Raw genomic sequence first — 20,265 nt, forward strand, 5'->3', positions numbered from 1 at the left:
CGGGCGCCGCCCCCGCCGAGTGGTCCCTCTGCATGGACGCCCGCATCGGCACCCCGACCGCGGAGATCTTCCTGCCCGAGAACCACATCGGCCTGTCGATCTCGAACGCCTCCAGCTACCTGCTGCGCAGACTGGTCGGCGGCCGGGCGCTCCGCATCATCCTCGACTCGGCCCGCCTGACCCCCGCCGAGGCCCAGTCCGCCGGCCTGCTGGACGAGATCGTCGACCCGGACACGCTGCTGGAGACGGCGATCGGCCTCGTCCACCACTGGACCCTCCCCGGCACCGCGACGGCCATCCACCTGAAACTCCTGCGCCCGCCGCTGGAGGAGGTCGAACGCGCCTTCGTCATCGAGACGGAGGCGGCCCGCCACCTGGAGGAGACGGGGATCGCCCGCGCGGGCATGACCCGCTTCCTCAACCGCCCCCGCCAGTCCCCCTGACCCCACAGACATGGGCCTCCACCTTTCGGGGCGCGCTACGCGCTCCAGGGCTCCGCACTGCGCCCAGTGGGGGGCTCAGCGCACCAGCACTCTCGCTCGTCCCCGATGCGGGCCGGCATCTGGCGAGGACTACCCGACCCTGGCGAGCGAGGGGCAGCGTCGCATTCGATCCCACGGTTCGGAATGCCCGTACGACGCCGGTCGCACCGCGTCCCCTTCCGGCCCACTACCCCAACGGCCCTACGTCCGCGTACGGCCCGCCAGCCATCCGGCCATCGCGCGTACGCCATGACCGATCGCCCGCTCGTCCGGAGCGAAAGCCCCGAAATGCGGATAACTGGTCTCGATGGACGCCCCAGGCGCCCGTACACCAAGAAAGCTGAACGTCCCCGGCATCCGCCGCAGGAACAGCGAGAAGTCCTCCCCGTTGAACGGCACCGCCGCGTGCAACGTCCCCACCCGCTCCTGCCCCACCGTCCGCCGCAGGTGCCGCCTGAGCGCCAGCCCCTCCCGCTCGGGGCAGACCATGGCGGGGAACGGGTCGTTCGGGAAGGCCACCGACGCGGCGGCGCCCTGCGGCTGCGCGAGGCGGCGGACGTCCTCGCGGACCTGGACGTACCGGTCCTCCGGCCAGCAGCGGTACGACAGCCGCACCTCCGCCCCGCCCTCCACCTCGGCCGCCTGGGCCTGCATGAAGACGAACCTGGCCAGCGGCCCGTCCGGTGTCTGGATGTCCGTCACGAGGCGTTCGAGAGCCTCGGGGGTGGCGGGGGGCGCGACCGTGCCGAGCGCGCCGATGTCGGCCGCGAGCCGCCGCGCCCGCGCCGTCGCGTCGGAGCCGGTGAGCGTGACGACGCCGCGGTCCTGGCCGGGCAGCCCGAACCCGGGCGTGACCACGAACTCCCCGACCGGGAACGGGCCGCAGTGCAGGGCGTGGATCTCGGTCGGGCGGACCCGCGCGAACACCCCGTCGGCCAGCATCGCGGCGGCGCCCGCAAGCGTCTCCTCGGCGGGCTGGAAGACGAACACCACGGTGCCGGTGAGCCGATGACGCAGACGCGCCAGCACCTGCGCGACGCCCACGCCCACGGTCGTGTGCAGATCGTGCCCGCACAGGTGGGCCGGCTGCGCGCCGCCGCCTACCTGCCCGTTCGGCGGCACCGCGTCCATGTCCGCCCGGTAGGCCACGGTACGGCCGGGACGGACGCCGGTGAGGACCCCCACCACGCCGTGCCCGCCGACGCCCGTGGTGACGTCGAGCCCGGCGGCCCGCAGCCGCCGGGCGACCAGCGCGGCCGTGCGCTGCTCCTGTCCCGCGACCTCGGGGTGCCGGTGGATGTCACGACGTAACACGATCAGTTCCTGGTCCAGCGCGGACGCCACCGCGTCCACCGACCTCTCGTCCACCGGCTCGAATCCCGGCCCTCCGGCAGCGGCCCCCGAACCGCCACCGCCGGCGGCGTACGCCGCCCGGCCCGGCGCCGGACCGGCCCCCGCCAGGCCGCCTCCCATCAGGCCGCCTCCCGTCAGGCCGAGAACGGCGCCACCGAGCACGGCGCGCCGGCTGACGACATGATCCCCTGAGTTCGACATGGCCCCTCCAGCAAGAGCGCGACCGCCGTCCGGGCAGGTCGCTCGACACGACCATGTCCCACCCGTCCACCCGGAGGCACTGAAGCCAGCCCTCCAATCACCAGGGGGCATGCCCTACCACGCCCGCGTCAGGTGTCGAAGCGGCGGCGGGCGTCCTCGATGTGGCCGAGGTGGCGATGAGTCCAGTCGCACATCCCGCTGACCGTCTCCCGCAGGCCCTGGCCCGGCCCGGTGAGGGTGTACTCGACCCGCGGCGGCACGGTGGGGTGCACGTTCCGCTCGACCAGGCCGTTGCGCTCCAGCATGCGCAGGTTCTGGGTGAGCATCTTGTGGCTGATGCCGTCGACCTCGTCACGCACCTCGCCGAAGCGCAGGGTGCGTTCCCCCAGGGCCTCGATGATCAGGAGCGCCCACTTGTTGGCGACGTCCGAGAAGATCTCCCGCGCCAGCGAGTCCGCCCGGGTCAGGTCCGCCTCCTCGGGCGAGCCCTTGTACTGCTTGGTCACCATGAGGTTCCTCAGTCACCGGAAAGTGCGTTCTTCCATGTCAGCTCCCACTCTCCTATGGTTCCTGAGTCACCACAAGAGAGCACGAGGAGGCAGGCAGCATGGCCATCACCCTGATCGATCCCACCGGACTGCCGCGGATCGACGCCTACCGGCAGGTGTCCGTCGCGACGGGATCGAAGCTGGTGTTCGTCGCCGGACAGGTCGCCTGGGACGCCGATGGGGTCACCGTCGGCAAGGACGACCTCGCCGCCCAGGTCGAGCAGTGTTACCTCAACGTCGGCACCGCCCTGGCCGCGGCCGGCGCCTCCTTCGGCGACGTGGCGAAGCTGACCGTCCACGTCGTCGGCTGGACTCCTGACAAGATGCCGCTCTTCCTGGAGGGAGTCGCGCGGGCGGCCGCGAAGCTGGGGGTCACGCCGGTGCCGCCGGGCACGCTGCTGGGCGTCGCGGCGCTGGACGTGCCCGAGCACCTGGTCGAGGTCGAAGCCACCGCGGTCGTCGACTGAGCCCGCCGGCCGATCGGGAACACCGAGCCGGCCGGTCGAGCGCGAACGACGGGAACCGGCTAGTTGATCAGGAACGCCGCGATCACCAGGACGACGGCCACGACCAGCACCACCACCGAGTCGATCGCCCACGTGGCCCTGGCCGGAGCCGCCTCCGCCTGCTGCACCCGCGTCTTGGCCGACTCCGCCCGCTCGGTGATCTGCTGCCCCACCCAGTCGGCGTGCGTCTTGCCGGCGAACGCCTCCTGCGCCGCCTGCTCCGCCTTGCTCAGCACCGGCTCGGTCTGGAAGCGCCCGCGCCCGCGCTGGGGCCGGGGGACGGCCCGGCGTTGCGCCCTGGCCCGTTCGCGGGCGGTGCTCATCGGCGTCCACAGCCGCAGCACCTCGTCGTCCTCGCCGTAGTGGACGCCGATGGTGTGCCCCACGGTCACGTCCTTGATCAGCTTCCACGGCAGGAACGTGGTGCGCAGCGGGTTGCGGGCCAGCAGCCCGTCCTCGGTCACCACGGTCGCCGGCCGGAGCGCGACCAGGTAGACCAGCGCCGTCAGCGCGCCCAGCACCGCCCCCGCGACCAGCGAGGGCTTGCCGTTGTAGCGGGCGGTCAGGTCGTAGACGTTGAAGGCGACGAACGCCAGCCAGACCCACCCGAGCGCGAAGGCCGTCCTGGAACGGTAGACCTGCTTCACGGCTGCCACTTCAACCGTGCGAACCCCGGCTTGATCACGCCGTTGATCAGCGCCAGCCGCTCGTCGAACGGGATGAACGCCGACTTCATCGCGTTGACCGTGAACCACTGCAGGTCGTCCCAGCCGTACCCGAACGCCTCGACCAGCTTGGCGAACTCCAGCGACACGCTGGTGCGGCTCATCAGCCGGTTGTCGGTGTTGACGGTGACCCTGAAGTGCAGCCGCCGCAGCAGCCCGATCGGGTGATCGGCGATGGAGTCGGCCGCGCCGGTCTGCAGGTTGGACGTGGGGCACATCTCCAGCGGGATCCGCTTGTCCCGTACGTACGCCGCGAGCCGCCCCAGCTTGGCCGTGCCGTCGCCGGCGACGGCGATGTCGTCGATGATGCGCACGCCGTGCCCGAGCCGGTCAGCGCCGCACCACTGGATCGCCTGCCAGATGGACGGCACCCCGAACCCCTCACCGGCGTGGATGGTGAAGTGGGCGTTCTCCCGCTGCAGGTACTCGAACGCGTCCAGGTGCCTTGTGGGCGGGTACCCGGCCTCCGCGCCCGCGATGTCGAACCCCACGACCCCGACGTCGCGGTAGCGCACGGACAGCTCGGCGATCTCCATGGACCGCGCCTTGTGCCGCATGGCGGTCAGCAGCGTGCCGACCTTGACGCCGCGTCCCTCGGACCCCAGCCGGAACCCCTCCAGCACCGCCTCGACCACCTGGTCCAGGCTCAGGCCGTTCATGGTGTGCTGCTCGGGCGCGAACCGCACCTCCGCGTACACGACCCCGTCGTCGGCGAGGTCCTGGGCGCACTCGGCGGCGACCCGGATCAGCGACTCGCGCGTCTGCATGACGCCGACGGTGTGCTGGAACGTCTCCAGGTAGCGTTCCAGGGAGCCCGAGTCGGCCGCCTCCTCGAACCACTGCCGGAGGCTGTCGGCGTCGGTGGTGGGCAGGTCACCGTACCCGGAGTCGCGTGCCAGCTCGACCACGGTCTCGGCCCGCAGGCCACCGTCGAGATGGTCGTGCAGCAGCACCTTGGGCGCCCGTCGGATCTCGTCAAGCGTGGGGCTCATCCGCCCATGATATGAGTCCGCCGCCCCCGTCCGCCCGTCACCCGTCGGCGCGGTTGGCGGTGTCCGGGGAGAAGGCGGGCAGGCAGACCGCGATGTACTCGGCGCCGTCGGGGCCGGTGCTGTAGCGGATCCTCTCACCCGGCTCGGTGATCACCGACTGGCCCGCCGTCACCTCCGTGGTGCCGCCGTCGTGCTCGACGAGGACCGTGCCGCGCAGGACCACCGTGTACTCGGTGAACGAGGGGGTCTGGGCGGGTTCGGACCAGTCGGGCGGGGCGACCATGTGGGCGACGGAGACGGCCTCGTCGCCGGTGTTCACCCGGCCGACGTGCTCGTCGATGAGCTTGCCGCCGGGCACCGGGACGCGGGTGGGAGCTTCGATCTTTCTGACCACCAGGTCAGTGTGCCACGTCGATGACCAGGCGGTCGGGGCCGGTGTACTCCTTCACGCGGAACGGCGCGCGGCGCTCCAGCACCAGGCCGACGCCGACGCGGCCCTCGAAGTCGCCGGTCCTCACCACGTGGGTCACGGCGGGCAGGTTCGCCTGCTGGATCGGGTCGCCGGTCCAGGTGGGCTTGCCCTTGGTGTCGTGGGCCTCGGCGGGGGTGAGGACGATGTGGAGGTAGGCGCCGCCCTTGACCTCGATGGGCTCGCCGGAGCCGTCCTGGACCAGCTCGTCGGCCCAGTCGACGGTGTAGCCGGGGATCTTGCCCTTGAGGTCGATGACCACGCGGTCGTAGGAGCCGTGGGCGGCGAAGCGGACGGCCATGACCCGGGCGGGGGTGCCGACGGGGTGCTCGACGTCGAGTTCGGCGGTGGACGTCGGCGGCGGGTCGGACGGGGCGCCGGTCTCCGAGGGAGAAACGGTCTGCGAAGGGGTGCCGGTCTCGGGCGGCGTGGTGGCGGAGCTTGTCGCGGTTCCGACCGCTGTGCCCGGTGCGGAGGTGCCGCAGGCGGTCAGTACGGCGGCACAGGCGAGGAGGGCGAGGACGGCGGCGGCCGGGCGCCTGCGGCGGCTCCGACCGGACCCGTGGGCGGCTGGCGGGCGCATACCAGTGATGATTCCCCAGTTCAGGCACCTGCAAGCGACGAACGACAAGATCCGGCCCCGCACGGCGCGCGATGCCGTACGGGACCGGAGGCCAGACCCAGGTCAGACCGTTTCGTACACCTTCGCCTCCTCCGCCGGCGGCGCCGCGACCGCAGCCCGCGACCGCAGCCCCAGGGCGGAGATCACCAGCCCCGTGAGGGCCAGCACCAGCGACACCACGATCGCCGACCGCAGCACCTCGATGGACAGCGTGGCGCCGCCCGAGGTGAGCACCGCCGACACCACGGCCAGCACGATCGCGCCGCCGACCTGGCCGGAGGTGTTGAGCAGCCCGGAGGCCAGCCCCTGCTCGTCGTCGTCCACGCCGTTGGTGGCCTGGATGTTCAGGGAGGGGAACGAGAGGGCGAACGCGATCCCCATCAGCAGCATGCCCGGGATGACCAGCCCGGCCAGGCTGGGGTCGGAGTCGATGCCGAGGAAGAACGCGTACCCGCCGGCCAGCGCGGCGGACCCGATGACGATCAGCTTGCCGGTGCCGAACCGGTCGGCGAAGTCGCCCATCTTGGTCGAGGTGACCGCGACGAGGACGCCGGCCGGCAGGAACGCCAGGGCGGTGCCCAGGGCCGACCAGCCGAGGAAGTTCTGGAAGTACTGCATGGCCACGAACTGGAAGGCCACGTACGAGCCGAACAGGATGAGCAGCCCGAGGTTGGCCCGCACGAGCGGCCCGGAGCGCAGGATGCCGAGGCGCACCAGCGGGTGCCTCATCCGCAGCTCGGTCAGGACGAACAGGCCGAGCAGCACGGCGACCGCGACGAGCGAGCCGATGGTGCGCAAGGAGGCCCAGCCGGCGGCCGGAGCCTCGACGACGGTGAAGACGAGCAGCAGCATCGAGGCGGTGATCAGCACGGCGCCGATCAGGTCGTGGCCGCCCTCGGCCCGCTCCTCCTTGCCACGCGGCAGTACCTTGAGCGCGGCGACCAGCGCGATGATCGCGACGGGCACCGGCATCAGGAGGGTCCACCGCCAGCCGATCTCGGTCAGCAGGCCGGACATCACCAGGCCGAGCGAGTAGCCGCTGGCGCCGGAGGCGGTGAAAATGCTGAGCGCCTTGTTGCGCTCGGGGCCCTCGGGAAACGTGGTCGTGATGATCGAGAGCGCGGCCGGCGCGGTGAACGCCGCCCCCACTCCCTTGACGAACCTGGCCACGATCAACAACGTGCCGTCGTCGACAAGACCACCGAGCAGCGACGCGACGGCGAAGACACCCAGCGCGACCAGGAACACCCTGCGCCGCCCGAGCAGGTCGGCGGTCCTGCCCCCGAGCAACAGAAGACCGCCGTAACCGAGCACATAGCCGCTGACAACCCACTGCAGAGAAGACGTGGAAAGCCCCAGCTCGTGCTGGATGGCCGGCAGCGCGACGCCGACCATCGACACGTCAAGGGCGTCAAGGAAGATCACTGCGCAGAGCACGGCGAGCGCGCCCCAGCGGGAAGTAGGTGAGGACATGAGTCAGAACATTACATGCACTCGCATCTAATGCAACAGCATTTAATTCCGTTGCATAAATTTTGGCGAGGTGGTAACCTCCGCGACATGGACGAGGAGTTCGTGGTCGGGACCTGGCACTACGTCCTGGCCAAGCACGCCAAGGCGATGTGCGCGCTGGAACGCGAGCTGGGCGACAAGCATGGTCTGGGGCCGAGCGAGTTCGAGGTGCTTGACCGGATCGTCCGCCACGACAAGGACCTGCGGATCCAGGAGCTCTGCGACGAGGTTCACCTCAGCCAGAGCGCCCTGTCGCGCGTGGTGGCCCGCCTGGAGAAGGCCGAGCTGGTCGCGCGCGGGGTGTGCCACAACGACCGGCGCGGGGTGTTCGTCTGCATCACGGACGCCGGCCGGACGCGCTACGAGGAGGCCCTCCCCACGCAGCGCGCCGTCCTCGCCGAGATCTTCTCCGACGCTCCGGCTCTGGCGCGCTGACCCACTGGCCCGCGAAGACCACCCGGCGCGCGGCCGCCTGGCGGCTACTGGGCCGTGATCCGGTCCATCACCAGCGGCAGCGCCTCCTGGGCGGAGGCCGGGCCGACCTCGTAGCCCCCCCGCAACGCCTCCAGCGCGCGCTCGAAGCGGGCCGTCTCGTCGGCGTGCAGCGTCATCAGCGGCTGCCCGGCCCGCACCTCGTCCCCCGGCTTGGTGTGCAGCGTGATGCCCGCCCCGAAGGACACCGGGTCCTCCTTGCGCGCCCGTCCCGCGCCCAGCCGCCAGGCCGCGAGCCCGACCGCGTAGGCGTCCAGCCGGGCCAGCACCCCCGGCTCCTCCGCCTGGAGGGTCATGCTCTCGGCGGCCTGTGGCAGCACCGCGTCCGGGTCCCCGCCCTGGGCGGTGATCATGCGCCGCCACGCGTCCATGGCCGACCCGTCCGCCAGCGCGTCTGCGGGGTCGGGCCCGGAGATCTCGGCCGCCTCCAGCATCTCGCGGGCCAGCCGTACGGTGAGCTCGACCACGTCGGCGGGGCCGCCGCCGGCCAGCACCTCGACCGACTCCTCGACCTCCAGGGCGTTGCCCACGGCCCGCCCCAGCGGCCGGTCCATGGCGGTGAGCAGCGCCACCGTGCGCACGCCCGCGTCGGTGCCGAGCGCCACCATGGTCTCGGCCAGCTCGCGCGCCCGCTCGGGGGTCTTCATGAACGCCCCGGACCCCACCTTGACGTCAAGGACGAGCGACCCGGTGCCCTCGGCGATCTTCTTCGACATGATGGACGAGGCGATCAGCGGGATCGACTCGACCGTGCCGGTGACGTCGCGCAGGGCGTACAGCTTCTTGTCGGCCGGGGCCAGGCCCGACCCGGCGGCGCAGACGACCGCGCCCGCCGAGCGTAGCACCGACAGCATCTCCTCGTTGGACAGCGACGCCTTCCAGCCGGGGATCGACTCCAGCTTGTCGAGCGTGCCGCCCGTGTGCCCGAGCCCGCGCCCGGACAGTTGCGGCACGTACGCGCCGCACGCGGCGACCAGCGGCGCGAGCGGCAGCGTGATCTTGTCGCCGACGCCGCCGGTGGAGTGCTTGTCGGCGGTGGGCCGGTCCAGGGCGGACCAGTCCATCCGCTCGCCCGAGCGGATCATCGCCTGCGTCCAGCTCGCGATCTCGGTCCGGTTCATGCCGTTGAGCAGGATCGCCATGGCCAGCGCGGACATCTGCTCGTCGGCGACCTCGCCGCGCGTGTAGGCGTCGATCACCCAGGCGATCTGGGCCTCGGACAGCTCCTGGCCGTCGCGCTTGGCGACGATGACCTCGATGACGTCCATCACGCGCTCTTGGAAAGATCGTCGGGCCCGAACGCGTACGGCAGGATCTCGGCCATCCGCTTGGGCCCGTCCACGGTCTCGACCAGCAGCTCCTCGCCGCCGAACTCGAACAGGAGCTGACGGCAGCGCCCGCACGGCATCAGCAGCTCACCGTGGCCGTCCACGCAGGTGAAGGCCACGAGCCTGCCCCCGCCGGAGGCCTGCAGCGCCGACACCAGCCCGCACTCGGCGCACAGGCCCACCCCGTAGGAGGCGTTCTCGACGTTGCAGCCGGTGACGACCCGGCCGTCGTCCGCGATCGCCGCCGCCCCGACCGGGAACTTCGAGTACGGCGCGTACGCGTGGTGCATGGCCTCGGTGGCCGCCGCGCGCAGGCCGTCCCAGTCGATGCTCAATGTTGTTCCCCCCGGCGGTAGCGCACGCCGTCGGCCTTGGGCATCCGCAGCCGCTGCGAAGCCACCAGCAGCACGAGCAGCGTGAGCACGTGTGGTGTCATGTAGACGAACTCGTTCGGCAGCCGGTCGACGACCAGCCAGAGCCAGAGCAGCACGACGGCGCCCACGACGGCGGCGCCGATCACCGTGTACTCCTTGGCGCCCCTGGCCGCCAGGTCGGCCGGCTGATCGGAGGCCAGCACCCGGCGCAGCCGCATGCCGACGTAGATCAGCAGGAGCAGGGCGCCGAACAGCAGGAGCGACGTCACGGCGCCCGAGCTGCGCAGCTGCATGGCGTCGGCGTACCCGAACAGGGCGGCGCCCGCGGTCAGCCCGCCGGGCCGCCAGTTGCCGAAGATCATGGCGGCCAGGCCGATGAACCCGCGGCCCTGTGTCTGGCCCTCGACGTACTTGGTGGTGACGAAGACCAGGAACACGCCGCCGAGCCCGGCGAAGGCGCCGGAGATGATGACGGCGACGTACTTGGTCAGGTAGACGTTCACGCCGAGCGACTCGGCCGCCCACGGGTTCTCGCCCGCCGAGCGCAGCCGCAGCCCGAACGCCGTGCGCCAGAGCACGAAGAACGTCAGCGGCAGCAGCAGCACGGCCAGGATGATCAGCACGTTCACGTCGTGCGTGAGACCGCGCAGGATGCCGGCGAGGTCGGAGACCAGGAACCAGTGGGCGCGCTCCAGCGCGCCGAGCCAGTCGGGGCCGTCGGAGAGCAGCGGCAGGCTGACGTCCGGCGCGTCCGACGACAGGGGCGGCGAGGTCGTGATGCCCGCGCCCGCCGTGGCCGCGGCCGTGCCCTCCTTGTAGAGGACCTCGGACAGGAACCGGGTGATGCCGGGCCCGAGCAGGTTGATGGCGACGCCGCTGATGATGTGGTCGACGCCGAACGTCACGGTCGCGACCGCGTGGATCAGGCCGCCGAGCGCGCCCGCGAGCAGGCCCGCTATGAGCGCGGCCCAGGCCCCCCACTGGTATCCGGCCCAGCCGGCGAACCAGGTGCCCATCACCATCATGCCTTCGAGGCCGATGTTGACCACGCCCGCCCGCTCGGCCCACAGGCCGCCGAGCCCGGCCAGCCCGATCGGCACCGACAGCAGCAGCGCCGCGGAGAAGGTGCCGGAGGAGGTGATGTCGTTCTGGCCGGAGATGACGCGGACCAGCGACATCAGCAGGATGAGCGCGGCCACGCCGACAAGCGTCAGGTGGTACTTGCTGAGCCTGCTCATGCTGCCACCTCAACGGGAGTGTTCCGGCCGAGCTGCTGCGCGGCCCGGCGTTCCTCGCGCCGCAGCGCGATCCTGCTGGTGATCTCGTTGGCGATGACGACCAGCAGCACGATCGTGCCCTGCATGATCATGATGACGGAGGGCGGCACGCTGGCGAACTGCAGCGGCCCCTGAGCCCGGTCCAGGAAGCCGAACAGCAGCGCCGCGATCGCGATGCCGCCCGGTTTGTTCCGTCCGAGCAGCGCCACCGCGATGCCCAGGAAGCCCAGGCCGGGGGTGAAGTTCGAGCCGAAGGAGTGCTTGTCGCCGAGGATCTCCGGCAGTCCGATCAGCCCGGCGATCGCGCCGGACAGCACCATCGCGGAGATGACCATGGTCTTCGGGTTGACGCCGGAGGCGAGGGCGGCCGAGGAGTTCAGGCCGCTGGCCTTGACGTCGAAGCCGAACCTGGTCCGCTCCAGCAGCACCCACAGGCCGATGCCGAGCAGGACCGCCACGATCAGGAAGCCCCACAGGCCGCCACCGCGCGGCGCGGGCAGCCCGAACATCGTGAACAGCCAGTTCAGGTTGGGGAACCAGGCCGACTCGGGCAGCGTGGGCGTCGTGGTGGTCAGCAGGCCCTCGGCCCGCTTGCCGGTGAAGGGGCCGCGGACGAGGTAGGCGGCCAGGTTGATCGCGATGTAGTTCAGCATGATCGTGGCGATGACCTCGTTCACCCCCCTCGTCACCTTCATCACGGCGGGGATCAGCGCGTACAGGCCGCCGACGACGGCCGCCACCAGGATGATCACCGGGATCTGGATCCAGGACGGCGCCGTGAACAGCGAGCCGACGAACGCGGCGCAGATGGCGGCGATCCGGTACTGGCCCTCGACGCCGATGTTGAAGAGGTTCATGCGGAAGCCGACGGCCACCGCCAGACCGGCGATGAACAGCGGGACGGCCCGGTTGAGCATGGTCGTGATGCTGTTGACGACCGCGCGCTCGGTCTCGCCGAAGTTGAGGAAGGCGGTGAACGCGGCCCCGGGGCTGGCCCCCGCCGCGATGATCGCGACACTGGAGATCGCGATCGCCAGGATGATGGCGGCGACGGCCCCCGCGACCGTCAGCAGCGCCCGGTAGAGCCCGGCGGGCATCAGGACTCCTCAGCGGTATCGGTGATGGCGCCGGTCATGTAGCCGCCCAACTGCTCGGGGGTGACGTGGGACGGGTCCAGGCCGGCCACGAGCCGCCCCCGGTAGATGACCCGCAGCGTGTCGGACAGGCCGATGAGCTCGTCCAGGTCGGCCGAGATCAGCAGCACGGCCAGCCCCGCCGCCCTGGCGTTGCGCAGGTGGTCCCAGATGGCGGCCTGCGCGCCCACGTCCACGCCGCGCGTGGGGTGGGCGGCGATGAGGAACTTGGGCTCGCCGCTCATCTCGCGGCCGACGATCAGCTTCTGCTGGTTGCCGCCCGACAGGGCGAGGGCCAGGGTGTCGACGCCCGGCGTGCGCACGTCGTACTCCTTGACGATGCGCTCGGTGTCGGCCCTGGCGGCGCTTCTGTTGACCCAGATGCCGCGCCGGGCGGGCGCTCTGGTCTGGTGGCCGAGCACCCGGTTCTCCCACAGGGAGGCCTCCAGCAGCAGGCCCTGCCGGTGGCGGTCCTCCGGGATGTAGCCGATGCCCGACTCGCGGCGTTTGAGGGTGGACCACTCGTTGATGTCCGCGCCGTCCAGGGCGATGTGGCCGTGCGCGGGCCGCATGCCCATGATGGCCTCGATCAGCTCGGACTGGCCGTTGCCCTCGACGCCGGCGATGCCGAGGATCTCGCCCTTGTGGATGTCGAACGACACGTCGTCCAGGAGCAGCCGCGCGCCCTCCTGGCGGAGCTTCTCCAGCGGGACGCCCGGGTGGTGAGGGCCGGCCTCCATGGTCAGCCCGGACACCGTCAGCGCGACGGTCTCGGTCACCGTGGACTCGCGGGTCTCGGGCGTGGGCAGCTCGCTGCCGACCATCAGCTCGGCCAGCTGCCTGGCGGTGACCTGGCTGGGCTCGACGCTGGCGACGGTGGTGCCGCGCCGGATCACGGTGATCGCGTCGGCGATGCTGAGCACCTCGTCCAGCTTGTGCGAGATGAAGATGACGGTGAGCCCCTCGGCCTTGAGCTCGCGCAGGTTCTGGAAGAGCTCCTCGACCTCCTGCGGCACCAGCACGGCCGTCGGCTCGTCGAGGATCAGGATCCGCGCGCCCCGGTAGAGGACCTTGAGGATCTCCACGCGCTGGCGGTCGCCCACGCCGAGGTCCTCCACCAGCCGGTCGGGGTCCACCCGCAGGCCGTGGCTCGACGCCAGCTCGGTGACGCGCTTGCGGGCCCTGGCCGTGTCGAGCATGCCGGCCCGCTTCGGCTCGGCGCCCAGGACGATGTTCTCCAGCACGGTGAAGTTGTCGGCCAGCATGAAGTGCTGGTGGACCATGCCGATGCCGGCGTCGATGGCGTCGCTGGGGGTCCTGAAGGTCACTTCCTTGCCGTTCACCCTGATGGTGCCCTCGTCCGGCTTCTGCATGCCGTACAGGATCTTCATCAGGGTGGACTTGCCCGCGCCGTTCTCGCCGACGATCGCGTGCACCGTGCCGGGTTCGACGGTGATGCGGATGTCATGGTTGGCGACGACGCCGGGGAAGCGTTTGGTGATGCCCTCCAGCTCGACGGCGGGTTCCACCGCGGCGAGGGTGTCCGAGCTCATGAAGTCTCCTCGAGCCGGGCGGATAGGCCGAAGGCCCGGGGTCTGGACTCCGGGCCCTCGATCATCTTTTCTACCCAGATTACGGCTTGGTCGGAACCGTGATTTTGCCGTCGATGATGTCCTGCTTGGCAGTGTCCAGCTTGTCCTTGATGTCGTCGATGTCGCCACCGGTGGTGGCCAGCCCGACGCCGTCGACCTTCAGGTCGTAGACGGTGTTGGCGCCGCCCTTGGCGCCGCCCTGGAACGCCTTGATGAACTCGAACACGCCGACGTCCACGCGCTTGAGCATCGAGGTCATGATGACCGGCTGGAGGTTGGCCTCCTTGACCGTCTGGCGCTGGTCGGAGTCGACGCCGATGGCCAGCTTCTTGGCCGCGGCCGCCGCCTGGAACACGCCGAGGCCGGAGTCACCGGCGGCGTGGTAGACGATCTCCGCGCCGTCCTGGAACATCTTCTCGGCCGCGACCTTGCCCTTGTCGGGGGCCTTGAAGCCGCTGAAGTCGCCGTCGGGCGTCAGGTACTTGACGTCGATCTTGGCGTCCTTCTTGACCGACTTCACGCCCGCGTCGAACCCGGCCTCGAACTTCTTGATGAGGTCGTTCTCGACGCCGCCGACGAAGCCGACGTGGCCGCTCTTGGCCTTGAGCGCCGCCGCGACGCCCGCCAGGTAGGAGCCCTGCTCCTCGGCGAACAGCAGGCCGGTCACGTTGGGCGCGTTGGAGGCGGAGTCCACGACCGCGAACTGGATCTCCGGGTACTCCTCGGCCGTCTTCTTGATGTCCTCGCCGTACGCGAAGCCGACGCCGATGATCGGGTTGTAGCCCGCGTCGGCCAGCTGGCGCAGCAGCTCACCACGGTTGGAGCCGTCAGCCGCCGGGCTCAGCTCCTTGATGTCGGCGCTGAGGTCGGTCTTGGCCTTCTCCAGGCCGGCGTAGGCGGCGTCGTTGAAGGACTTGTCACCCCGGCCGCCGACGTCGAACGCGAGGCCGACCTTGAGCGCACCGGTCTTCGGCGCCTCGCTACTGGCGCCGGCGCTGGGCGCCGCGCTGGACGTGGCACCGGTCTCTCCGCCGCCCCCACCACAGGCCGCGGCCGCCATGAGCATGGCGCCGGCGATCGAACCGGCCGCCATTCTGCCGAATCGCTTGCTGAGCAAGGCGACTCCCTTCCATTTCCCCGCCGTCAAACTTCATCGCAGGCGCGAAGAAATGTACGGCAACCCTGCACGGAAGATAGTTGGTTGACCAGGGCAGACCAAACCGGCGCACAGGGTCGCAACCGCTCCGTTATCGACATCAGTCGCGTCCGTGACCTGATTCTCAGGTCAGGGGGCGGGGACCGGCGCTGAAAGCTTTGCCCAACTTTGGTGGTCGGGGGGCCCTTGCCGTCCGATCGATCATGGCAGAGATTCCAAGGCGACGATGGATATTTCATCTTGGAGCCTGACATGCACCCTTGGAAGGCCTTGATCGTGCCGCTGGCCGCGGCCCTCGTCGCGGCCCTGACCACGACCCCGGCGACGGCCGGCACCCCGGCCATCAAGATCGAGAACCACGTTACGCAGCCGATCTTCTCCCGTGCGGACGCCGTCAAACAGACGGTGTACGTCGAGGTGGCCGGCACCGACAGCGACAGCGACGGCCGGCCCGACCGCGTGGCCGTGGACATCCTGCGCCCGAAGGAGACCGAGTCGGGCCTGAAGGTCCCGGTGATCATGGAGGCCAGCCCGTACTACGCGGGCGGCAACGACGTGCCGAACCACCCGGTGGACGTGGACGAGTACGGCAACCCCCTGCCGACCCTGCGCGCCCAGGCCAACAAACTGGCCGCCGAGCCGTTCGACGGTTACTACGACAACTACTTCCTGCCCCGCGGCTACGCCATCGCCCTGGTGGAGAACCTGGGCAGCGGCAGGGCGACCGGCTGCCCCACCACCGGCGACCGCAACGAGACCGCCGGCCCGAAGGCCGCCATCGACTGGCTCAACGGCCGCGCCCGCGGCTTCACCCCCGAGGGTGAGCCCGTCTCGGCCACCTGGTCCACCGGCAACGTCGGCATGATCGGCGTCTCCTACAACGGCACCCTGCCCAACGCCGTCGCCGCGACCGGCGTCAAGGGCCTGAAGACGATCGTGCCGATCGCCGCGATCTCCTCCTGGTACGACTACTACCGCGCGAACGGCGGCGTGCTGGCGCCGGGCGGCTTCCAGGGCGAGGACACCGACGTGCTGGCCAAGTACGTGCTCACCCGCGCCGACGGCCAGCAGGTGTGCGCCCCGGTCATGGACTACCTGACGACCGCGCAGGACCGGTTGAGCGGCGACTACAGCCGCTTCTGGGACGTGCGCAACTACCTCAACGACGTGAACAAGGTCAAGGCCAGCGTCTTCGTCGTCCACGGCCTCAACGACTGGAACGTCAAGACCAAGCAGTACGCCCAGTGGTGGTACGCGCTGGCCCAGCGCCACGTGCCGCGCAAGATCTGGCTGCACCAGGGCACCCACATGAACCCCTTCAACCTGCGTACCGCCGAATGGCTGCGCCAGCTCCACGGCTGGTTCGACTACTGGCTGTACGGGATCGACTCGGGCATCATGCGCGAGCCGCAGGCGGACGTGGAGATCGCGCCCGGCGAGTGGGGCACTCACAGATCGTGGCCACTTCCGGCCACCAGAGCGGTGAACTTCCACCTGGGGTCAGGGGCGAAGCTGAGCCTGCTCCCGCAACGTTCCAACCGGGAGAGCTTCGCAGATCAGAAGGCCCGTACGGCCGAGCAGCTCGTCGAGTCGGCACCCGGCGCCGACCCGAACCGGCTGGCCTATCTGACCGCCGAACTGCCCGCTCCGGTCAGAATTTCGGGGACCCCTATCATCTCGCTGCGGGCCGCGCGCAAGTCGGGCTCGTCGCCGTACCTGACGGCCCTGCTGGTCGACTACGGCACCGACACCCGCGCGAACGGCACGCTGGTCCCGACCGGCGAGACGCTCTGCTACGGCCAGGGAATCCCAGGTGACACGGGCTGCACGGCGCTGCGCAGGCTGGGCACCGCGACGACGCCGTACCAGATCGTCTCCCGGGGCTGGCTGGACATCCGCAACAGGAGCGACGCCTCCAGGACCGAGCCGGTCAAGGCCGGCCGGGAGTACGGCTTCACCTGGGACTTCCAGCCCAAGGACCACCTGTTCAAGCAGGGCCACAGGATCGGCCTGATCATCACCTCGACGGACCGGGACTACACGCTGCGCTACCCGGAGGGCAGCCAGTTCACGATCGACCCGGCCCGCTCGACGCTGACCCTGCCGGTGACGCTCAAGCCATAGCTCAGGCCATAGAGGTCAGCGGGTCGACGACCGGCTCCCAGAGCGCCGTCAGCGCGGTGGCGGCCATCAGCCGGACGCCCATCCCGATGCAGTCCTCGTCGACGTCGAAGGTCCCCTGGTGGATGTCGTAGGTGACACCATCAGGGGTCCGGGTGCCGAGCCGGGCCAGCGCGCCCGGGATCGACTCCAGGTACCAGGCGAAGTCCTCGCCGCCCAGGGACTGCTGCGTCGGCACCACCGCGCCCGGGCCGAGCGCCCGCTCGGCCGCCTCGGCCAGCATGCCGACGCACATCTCGTCGTTGACGACCGGCGGCACGCCTCGGGTGTACTCCATCGTGGCCTCGACGCCGTACGCGCCGGCCACCGACTCCAGCAGCGCCTTGATCAGGTCGGGGGCGGCGTGCCAGGCGTTCTCGTCGAGGCAGCGCACGGTGCCCTCGGCCACGCCGTCGTCGGGGATGGCGTTGGCGGCGCTGCCGGCCTCCACCTTGCCCCAGACCAGGCTGAGCGAGGAGCGCGGGTCGACGCGGCGCGACAGCGCGGCGGGCAGCTCGGTGAGGATCTTGGCCAGGGCGAAGACCAGGTCGGCGGTCAGGTGCGGCCTGGCCGTGTGGCCGCCGGGACCCGACACCCTGATGACCAGCTTGTCGCAGGCCGAGGTGATCGGGCCGGGCTTGAGCCCGACCTGGCCGAGGTCGACGCGCGGGTCGCAGTGCAGGCCGAAGATGCGCTCGACGCCGCTGATGCCGCCGTGGGCCATGACCTCCAGGGCGCCGCCGGGCAACTCCTCGGCGGGCTGGAAGATCAGCCGCACCCGGCCGGGCAGCAGACCGGCCGCCGCCTGCTGGGCCAGGAAGATCGAGGTGCCGAGCAGGATCGTGGTGTGCACGTCGTGGCCGCACGCGTGGCAGGCCCCGGGAACGGTCGAACGGTAGGAAACGTCCTTCTCGTCCTGCAGGGGCAGCGCGTCGATGTCGGCGCGCAGCGCGACCGTCGGGCCGTCGCCGCTGCCCACGTCGCAGATGATGCCGGTGCCGCGTGGCAGCACCGACGGCACCAGCCCGGCGGCGGTGAGCCGCTCGGCGATGCGCTGGGTCGTGCGGTATTCGGCGAAGGCCAGCTCAGGATGCTTGTGCAGGTCGCGACGGAACGCCACCAGCTCCTGCTCGGTCTCGCCCAGGAACGCGTCGAGTTCCCCCCGCAGCTCACGTCCCCGCATCAGTCACCGTCCCGTCCAAATGCCGTACGACAGGTCAACTGCCCAAAAGTCGTACGACTACTTGCGCCGTAAATCGTTCCCTTGGCCTCGCTGCAGTGGCTGTCCGGTCAGGGCAGCCGCCCGGCGAATCAAATGCCGCACCCACGGGTTTCGGTGCCGGAGATCGTCAGCACGGGGCCGCTACCTCTCCCGAGGGCAACCCGCTGCAAGCCCGGACGCACGGCGGTCGGCCGCGAACCCGAAGGCGATGCTCCAACTTTATCTCTTGAGTGCGTGTTCGCGCCGACAACTACTCCGAAAGTTAGCCGAAGGCATGCCCGTAACCGCAGGTTGTCACGTTGAGTGACCATACGCCTGGCCCGGAAATAGTCACAAGGGATCAGTAGATGGTGACCCGCACGCGCCACTCCCAAACGTGGTCTGTCATTCCGAATCCTGTCACCTTCCGTCATGGTCATGACACTACGGCGATGGATGTTTTCGCGTGAATTGCGTGTTTCTATCGGAATATGATCACTAAAATCCCGTTCGGGGAGAAGTATGCACAGTTGAGCATCTTCGAGCCGAGCGAGGGGACCCTGGTGGTCGTGCCCTCGCTCTCCCTCCCGCAGGATGAGCTGCGCCGCATCACCGGCGCGAGGTGCTACGAGGAGCGGCTGCTGTTCCTCCTCCTCACCCTCCGCGAGCCCAAGGTCAAGGTGATCTACCTCTCCTCCGCGCCCATCGATCCGGACATCGTCTCCTACTACTTCGGTTTCCTGCCGGACCCGGACGACGCCGCCAAGAGGTTACGCCTGATCACCCTCGACGACCCGCACTCGCAGCCGCTGACCAGATCCCTGCTCAGGCGTCCGGAAATCGTCGAGCAGGTGCGCGAGGCGATCGACGGCGACGCGTGGATGGTGCCGTTCGTGCTCAGTGAGCTGGAGGAGGATCTGGCCTCGCTACTGAACGTTCCCATCTACGGCCCCGCCACGTCGCTGTCCTACTACGGCTCCAAGAGCGGCGCGCGCGAGGTCGGCAGCGAGGCGAACGTGCCGATGGCCCGCGGGTTCGGTGACCTGCACGCCCTGGCCGAGATCGAGGACGCCGTCGAGGCTCTGCCCGGCGAGCGGGTCATGGTCAAGCTGAACGACGGCTATTCCGGCCTGGGCAACGTCATCGTCACCAAGGCCGACCGGTCACTGACCCGCTTCTCGGCCGCGGGCGAGACATGGGAGAGCTTCACGGCCAAGGCCCGCGAACGCGGCGCGGTCGTCGAGGAGTACATCGAGCAGCGCCCCCTCCACTACCCCAGCGCGCTGGCGCGCATCACGCCCGGCGGCAGTTACGACGTCGTCGCCACCCACGACCAGGTGCTCGGCGGCGCCAACAAGGACGTCTACCAGGGCTGCACGTTCCCCGCCGACCCCCGATACCGGGCCGAGGTGGGCGCCTCCGCCGACCGCATCGCCCGCGTCATGGCCGAACGCGGCGTGGTGGGACTGTTCGGGATGGACTTCTTCGCGCTGGAGACCGACGCGGGCTACGCGGCCCTGCTGTGCGAGGTCAACCTGCGCATCGGCGGCACCACGCACCCGTTCGGGGCGGCGCTGCTCACCACGGGCGCCACGTACGATCCGGGCACCGGCCTGCTCATGGCCGGCGACCAGCCCAAGTACTACACCGCCACCGACAACTGCGCGGCCGACTGCCTGCGCGGGCGCTCGCCCGGCGAGGTGATGCGGACGGCCGAGAAACTTGGGCTGGGCTTCGACCAGGAGCGCCGCACCGGCAACGTCTACCACCTGCTCGGCGCGCTGCCCGAGCACGGCAAGCTGGGCTTCACCTCGATCGGGAACTCCCGCGAGGAGGCCGACGAGCTGCACCGCCTCACGCGACGGGCACTTTGCGCAAACCCCTCCACCCGATGAGGACGAGCACGATCCCGAGCACGACGTTCACCGCGGCGAGGATGCCGTGCACCACGTAGAAGGCCGTGGGATGGCCGTCTGCCAGGTTAAACACGAGGTTCACCCATTCGAACACCATGAACGCGCCGAGAACGATGAGGAATCCGGCGATCTTTCGTGACATGACCACTTCGCTTGTATCGGGGACCGACCATCGGGGGATGTGTCGCCACATGTGCAATGACTCGAAGCTACGCTGAGACCGCCA

20 protein-coding genes are annotated in these 20,265 nt (G+C 70.2%); 5 read left to right on the top strand and 15 right to left on the bottom strand.

The window, feature by feature from the left end; translation table 11 throughout:
* On the top strand, positions 1-443 hold a 443-nt coding region (locus KME77_RS13840; RefSeq protein WP_219466797.1), incomplete at its 5' end, for an enoyl-CoA hydratase/isomerase family protein.
* Between the two features lie 240 nt (positions 444-683).
* Here the strand turns inward: KME77_RS13840 and KME77_RS13845 are convergent.
* Positions 684-2,036, bottom strand: a complete 1,353-nt coding sequence (locus KME77_RS13845; protein ID WP_219466808.1) for a M20 metallopeptidase family protein — start codon at positions 2,034-2,036, stop codon at positions 684-686.
* Positions 2,037-2,164: 128 nt separating this feature from the next.
* Positions 2,165-2,545: a winged helix-turn-helix transcriptional regulator gene (locus KME77_RS13850; RefSeq protein ID WP_219466811.1), complete on the bottom strand. Its 381-nt coding sequence runs from the start codon at positions 2,543-2,545 to the stop codon at positions 2,165-2,167.
* Between the two features lie 98 nt (positions 2,546-2,643).
* Here KME77_RS13850 and KME77_RS13855 point away from each other — a divergent pair, with 98 nt between their 5' ends.
* Positions 2,644-3,051, top strand: coding sequence for a RidA family protein (locus KME77_RS13855; protein ID WP_219466816.1), 408 nt, complete (start codon positions 2,644-2,646; stop codon positions 3,049-3,051).
* A 59-nt stretch (positions 3,052-3,110) separates the two neighbouring features.
* Here KME77_RS13855 and KME77_RS13860 read toward each other — a convergent pair whose 3' ends face one another.
* The 5 genes from KME77_RS13860 to KME77_RS13880 form a co-directional block, all read right to left on the bottom strand.
* The gene (locus tag KME77_RS13860) at positions 3,111-3,737 is read right to left on the bottom strand and encodes a PH domain-containing protein (protein ID WP_219466817.1); all 627 of its coding nucleotides are present in this window, start codon (positions 3,735-3,737) and stop codon (positions 3,111-3,113) included.
* Positions 3,734-4,807, bottom strand: coding sequence for an adenosine deaminase (locus tag KME77_RS13865; RefSeq protein ID WP_219466820.1), 1,074 nt, complete (start codon positions 4,805-4,807; stop codon positions 3,734-3,736). Before KME77_RS13865 ends, KME77_RS13860 begins: the two co-directional genes overlap by 4 nt.
* 37 nt (positions 4,808-4,844) lie before the next feature.
* Positions 4,845-5,201: a cupin domain-containing protein gene (locus KME77_RS13870; protein ID WP_219466823.1), complete on the bottom strand. Its 357-nt coding sequence runs from the start codon at positions 5,199-5,201 to the stop codon at positions 4,845-4,847.
* A gap of 4 nt (positions 5,202-5,205) precedes the next feature.
* Complete coding sequence (locus KME77_RS13875; RefSeq protein WP_219466826.1) at positions 5,206-5,859, bottom strand: AMIN-like domain-containing (lipo)protein; 654 nt, start codon at positions 5,857-5,859, stop codon at positions 5,206-5,208.
* A gap of 102 nt (positions 5,860-5,961) precedes the next feature.
* On the bottom strand, positions 5,962-7,371 hold the full coding sequence (locus tag KME77_RS13880; protein ID WP_219466829.1) for an MFS transporter: 1,410 nt from the start codon (positions 7,369-7,371) through the stop codon (positions 5,962-5,964).
* Between the two features lie 87 nt (positions 7,372-7,458).
* Between KME77_RS13880 and KME77_RS13885 the strand changes: the two genes are divergently transcribed.
* The gene (locus KME77_RS13885) at positions 7,459-7,845 is read left to right on the top strand and encodes a MarR family winged helix-turn-helix transcriptional regulator (protein WP_219466831.1); all 387 of its coding nucleotides are present in this window, start codon (positions 7,459-7,461) and stop codon (positions 7,843-7,845) included.
* Positions 7,846-7,889: 44 nt separating this feature from the next.
* On the opposite strand, the gene KME77_RS13890 is transcribed toward KME77_RS13885, so the two are convergent.
* The 6 genes from KME77_RS13890 to KME77_RS13915 all read right to left on the bottom strand — a co-directional run bounded on the left by KME77_RS13890 (position 7,890) and on the right by KME77_RS13915 (position 14,723).
* Positions 7,890-9,170 (bottom strand): thymidine phosphorylase, encoded by a 1,281-nt coding sequence (locus KME77_RS13890; protein ID WP_219466832.1) that lies wholly within the window; start codon positions 9,168-9,170, stop codon positions 7,890-7,892.
* Positions 9,170-9,565, bottom strand: a complete 396-nt coding sequence (locus KME77_RS13895; RefSeq protein ID WP_219466833.1) for a cytidine deaminase — start codon at positions 9,563-9,565, stop codon at positions 9,170-9,172. The genes KME77_RS13890 and KME77_RS13895 overlap by 1 nt, the downstream gene beginning before the upstream one ends.
* The gene (locus KME77_RS13900; RefSeq protein WP_219466834.1) at positions 9,562-10,842 is read right to left on the bottom strand and encodes an ABC transporter permease; all 1,281 of its coding nucleotides are present in this window, start codon (positions 10,840-10,842) and stop codon (positions 9,562-9,564) included. The genes KME77_RS13895 and KME77_RS13900 overlap by 4 nt, the downstream gene beginning before the upstream one ends.
* A complete protein-coding gene (locus KME77_RS13905; RefSeq protein WP_219466835.1) occupies positions 10,839-11,978 on the bottom strand; it encodes an ABC transporter permease in 1,140 nt (379 codons plus the stop codon). Before KME77_RS13905 ends, KME77_RS13900 begins: the two co-directional genes overlap by 4 nt.
* Complete coding sequence (locus KME77_RS13910; protein WP_219466838.1) at positions 11,978-13,567, bottom strand: ABC transporter ATP-binding protein; 1,590 nt, start codon at positions 13,565-13,567, stop codon at positions 11,978-11,980. The genes KME77_RS13905 and KME77_RS13910 overlap by 1 nt, the downstream gene beginning before the upstream one ends.
* A 79-nt stretch (positions 13,568-13,646) precedes the next feature.
* Positions 13,647-14,723, bottom strand: coding sequence for a BMP family lipoprotein (locus tag KME77_RS13915; protein WP_219466841.1), 1,077 nt, complete (start codon positions 14,721-14,723; stop codon positions 13,647-13,649).
* A 291-nt stretch (positions 14,724-15,014) separates the two neighbouring features.
* Between KME77_RS13915 and KME77_RS13920 the strand changes: the two genes are divergently transcribed.
* Complete coding sequence (locus KME77_RS13920; protein WP_219466844.1) at positions 15,015-16,886, top strand: Xaa-Pro dipeptidyl-peptidase; 1,872 nt, start codon at positions 15,015-15,017, stop codon at positions 16,884-16,886.
* Between the two features lies 1 nt (position 16,887).
* On the opposite strand, the gene KME77_RS13925 is transcribed toward KME77_RS13920, so the two are convergent.
* Positions 16,888-18,105 carry a M20 family metallopeptidase gene (locus KME77_RS13925; RefSeq protein WP_219466846.1) on the bottom strand — a complete coding sequence of 406 codons (1,218 nt, stop codon included), beginning with the start codon at positions 18,103-18,105 and terminating at the stop codon, positions 16,888-16,890.
* A gap of 509 nt (positions 18,106-18,614) precedes the next feature.
* Here KME77_RS13925 and KME77_RS13930 point away from each other — a divergent pair.
* Complete coding sequence (locus KME77_RS13930; RefSeq protein ID WP_219466848.1) at positions 18,615-20,018, top strand: peptide ligase PGM1-related protein; 1,404 nt, start codon at positions 18,615-18,617, stop codon at positions 20,016-20,018.
* Here KME77_RS13930 and KME77_RS13935 read toward each other — a convergent pair.
* A complete protein-coding gene (locus KME77_RS13935) occupies positions 19,978-20,181 on the bottom strand; it encodes an SCO4848 family membrane protein (protein ID WP_246609728.1) in 204 nt (67 codons plus the stop codon). The genes KME77_RS13930 and KME77_RS13935 overlap by 41 nt on opposite strands.
* Positions 20,182-20,265 lie beyond the last annotated feature (84 nt).

Source organism: Nonomuraea rhizosphaerae (assembly GCF_019396405.1).
Taxonomy (GTDB): Bacteria; Actinomycetota; Actinomycetes; order Streptosporangiales; family Streptosporangiaceae; genus Nonomuraea; species Nonomuraea rhizosphaerae.

Coding starts and splice junctions, on each gene's coding strand:
- KME77_RS13845 (WP_219466808.1), bottom strand. CDS start 2,036: ATGTCGAACTCAGGGGATCATGTCGTCAGCCGGCGCGCCGTGCTCGGT.
- KME77_RS13850 (WP_219466811.1), bottom strand. CDS start 2,545: ATGGTGACCAAGCAGTACAAGGGCTCGCCCGAGGAGGCGGACCTGACC.
- KME77_RS13855 (WP_219466816.1), top strand. CDS start 2,644: ATGGCCATCACCCTGATCGATCCCACCGGACTGCCGCGGATCGACGCC.
- KME77_RS13865 (WP_219466820.1), bottom strand. CDS start 4,807: ATGAGCCCCACGCTTGACGAGATCCGACGGGCGCCCAAGGTGCTGCTG.
- KME77_RS13875 (WP_219466826.1), bottom strand. CDS start 5,859: ATGCGCCCGCCAGCCGCCCACGGGTCCGGTCGGAGCCGCCGCAGGCGC.
- KME77_RS13880 (WP_219466829.1), bottom strand. CDS start 7,371: ATGTCCTCACCTACTTCCCGCTGGGGCGCGCTCGCCGTGCTCTGCGCA.
- KME77_RS13885 (WP_219466831.1), top strand. CDS start 7,459: ATGGACGAGGAGTTCGTGGTCGGGACCTGGCACTACGTCCTGGCCAAG.
- KME77_RS13890 (WP_219466832.1), bottom strand. CDS start 9,170: ATGGACGTCATCGAGGTCATCGTCGCCAAGCGCGACGGCCAGGAGCTG.
- KME77_RS13900 (WP_219466834.1), bottom strand. CDS start 10,842: ATGAGCAGGCTCAGCAAGTACCACCTGACGCTTGTCGGCGTGGCCGCG.
- KME77_RS13905 (WP_219466835.1), bottom strand. CDS start 11,978: ATGCCCGCCGGGCTCTACCGGGCGCTGCTGACGGTCGCGGGGGCCGTC.
- KME77_RS13910 (WP_219466838.1), bottom strand. CDS start 13,567: ATGAGCTCGGACACCCTCGCCGCGGTGGAACCCGCCGTCGAGCTGGAG.
- KME77_RS13920 (WP_219466844.1), top strand. CDS start 15,015: ATGCACCCTTGGAAGGCCTTGATCGTGCCGCTGGCCGCGGCCCTCGTC.
- KME77_RS13925 (WP_219466846.1), bottom strand. CDS start 18,105: ATGCGGGGACGTGAGCTGCGGGGGGAACTCGACGCGTTCCTGGGCGAG.
- KME77_RS13930 (WP_219466848.1), top strand. CDS start 18,615: ATGATCACTAAAATCCCGTTCGGGGAGAAGTATGCACAGTTGAGCATC.
- KME77_RS13935 (WP_246609728.1), bottom strand. CDS start 20,181: ATGTCACGAAAGATCGCCGGATTCCTCATCGTTCTCGGCGCGTTCATG.